Genomic DNA, 1,368 nt, shown 5'->3' on the forward strand with positions numbered 1-1,368 from the left:
GTCGCCATGTGCGTCAACGACATCGTCGTGCAGGGCGCCGAGCCGCTGTTCTTCCTCGACTATTTCGCCACCGGCAAGCTCGACCCCGACCAGGGCGCATCGATCGTCGGCGGCATCGCCGAGGGCTGCCGGCAGGCCGGCTGCGCGCTGATCGGCGGCGAGACGGCCGAGATGCCCGGCATGTATCACGGCAAGGACTACGACCTCGCCGGCTTTGCCGTGGGCGCGGCCGAACGTGGCCAGCTGCTGCCCACCGACGACATCGTCGAGGGCGACGTGCTCTTGGGCCTTGCCTCCTCCGGCCTTCATTCCAACGGCTATTCGCTCGTGCGCCGCATCGTTGCCGCCAGCGGCCTGGCCTGGAGCGACCCGGCGCCGTTCAACGACGAGGCGACGCTTGCCGAAGCGCTGCTCGAGCCGACGCGCATCTATGTGAAGTCGATCCTCAAGGCCATCCGCAACACGCATGGCATCAAGGCGCTCGCCCACATCACCGGCGGCGGCTTCCCCGAGAACATTCCGCGCGTGCTGCCCAAGGATTTCTCGGCAGAGCTCGACCTCAACGCCATCGACGTGCCGCCGGTGTTCGCCTGGCTGGCCAAGACCGGCGGTGTCGCGCCGGAAGAGATGATGCGCACCTTCAACTGCGGCATCGGCATGATCCTCGCCGTGGCCTCCGGCCAGGCGGCGCAAGTGGCCGCCGTGCTACAGGAGGCCGGCGAGACGGTGACGCCTATCGGCCGCATCGTGCCGCGCCGCGACGGCGGCGTCATTTACCGGGGCTCGATCGGCCTATGAGCAGGAAACGCACCGTCGTTCTGATCTCCGGGCGCGGCTCCAACATGACGGCGCTGATCGCGGCGGCGAGCGATCCGGCCTACCCGGCCGAGATCGTCGGCGTCATCTCCGACCGGGCCAACGCCGCCGGCCTCGCCATCGCCGCCGCGCGCGGCATTCCCACCAAGGTGATCCAGCGCTCGGACTATGGCAGCAAGGAAGCGCATGACGGAGCGATCGATGCGGCGCTTGCCGGCTTCGGCGCCGAGATCGTCGCGCTGGCCGGCTATATGCGCATCCTGGGCGCCCGCTTTGTCGAGAAATGGCTGGGACGGATGGTCAACATCCACCCTGCCCTCCTGCCCGCCTTCAAGGGGCTGGACACGCATGCTCGCGCCCTGCGCGCCGGCGTTCGCATCCATGGCTGCTCGGTGCATTTCGTCACCCTCGACATGGATGACGGCCCGATCATCGCGCAGGCCGCCGTGCCGGTGATGGTCGGCGACAATGAGGACACGCTCGCCGCCCGCGTGCTCAAGGCCGAGCACCGGCTCTACCCGCTGGCGCTGGGGCTGGTCGCCGAAGGCAAGG

At 68.9% G+C, this 1,368-nt stretch carries 2 protein-coding genes; both read left to right on the plus strand.

The genetic code is table 11. From position 1 onward, the window contains the following. Nucleotides 1-798: phosphoribosylformylglycinamidine cyclo-ligase (gene purM, locus EOA33_RS35870; protein WP_127407734.1), on the plus strand; the 798-nt coding region annotated here is incomplete at its 5' end. Then, on the plus strand, nucleotides 795-1,368 hold a 574-nt coding region (gene purN, locus EOA33_RS35875), incomplete at its 3' end, for a phosphoribosylglycinamide formyltransferase (RefSeq protein WP_127407735.1). The genes purM and purN, both read left to right, overlap by 4 nt.

The sequence above is a fragment of the Mesorhizobium sp. M4A.F.Ca.ET.050.02.1.1 genome, assembly GCF_003997725.1.
GTDB lineage: Bacteria > Pseudomonadota > Alphaproteobacteria > Rhizobiales > Rhizobiaceae > Mesorhizobium.